Consider the following 994-nt stretch of genomic DNA (forward strand, 5'->3'; position numbering starts at 1 on the left):
TTGCCGCCGGCGCCGCCGTTACCGACCAGGCCACCGTTGCCGCCCTGACCGCCGGCGCCGCCGGTGCCACCGGGCGTACCGGCAAACCCGCCGTTGCCGCCCTTCCCGCCATTGCCGCCACTGGTAGGGGACGAACCGGTGGCGCCCTGTTTGCCGGTGCTGGAGCCGGACCCGCCGAGGCCGCCGGTGCCGCCGGAGCCCGGATCTCCACCGTTGCCGCCGGCGCCGCCCGTACCACCATTGACGTTCGTCGCGCCGTTGCCGCCGTCGCCCGCAACACCACCGGTGCCGCCCGCTCCGCCGGCGCCGCCAGCGCCCTGGCTGCCGGCTTTGCCGGTCGCCGACTGGGCAATGCCACCGGCTCCGCCGGCACCGCCGCCCCCACCGAATCCGCCCTTGCCGCCGTCGCCCCCGTCGCCGCCTGCCGCGCCGAACGAGCTGCCGTCGGTGCCGCGTCCGCCGGTGCCCCCGGTTCCGCCGGTTCCGCCCGTTCCGCCGGTGCCGCCGTTCCCGCCATTGCCTGCCAGGGTTCCGCCCTTGCCGCCCTGACCACCGGCGCCACCACTGCCACCAACTCCGCCCGTATTCCCGGTGCTGCCGGCGGAGGTGTCAGCGCCGGTGCTGCCGATGCCGCCGGTCCCGCCGTTGCCGCCATTGCCGCCGTTGCCGACGAGACCGCCGTTGCCGCCCCGGCCGCCGGCCGCGCCGGTACCCCCGGGTGTGGTGGCTGTGGCGCCGGCACCGCCCTTACCACCGTTGCCGCCGCTGGTGGGGGCGGTGCCGGTGGCTCCCTGCTGGCCAGTGCTGGAGCCGGCCCCGCCGGCACCGCCGGTGCCTCCTGCGCCCGGATTGCCGCCGTTGCCGCCCGCACCGCCGACGCCATTGTTGACCGCCCAGGTGCCGTCCGCGCCAACCCCACCGTCGCCTGCGCCTCCGCCGGCGCCGCCGGTCCCGCCGGCCCCGCCCGCGCCCTGGGTACCGGTCAGTCCCGAAG

General features: G+C 78.2%; 1 protein-coding gene. It reads right to left on the reverse strand.

Annotated features, from left to right (window positions below; translation table 11 throughout):
• Window positions 1-994 (reverse strand): hypothetical protein (locus tag AO501_RS38135; protein ID WP_197419867.1); only part of this gene is annotated, 994 nt, incomplete at both ends.

Source organism: Mycobacterium gordonae, from assembly GCF_001417955.2.
GTDB lineage: Bacteria > Actinomycetota > Actinomycetes > Mycobacteriales > Mycobacteriaceae > Mycobacterium > Mycobacterium gordonae_B.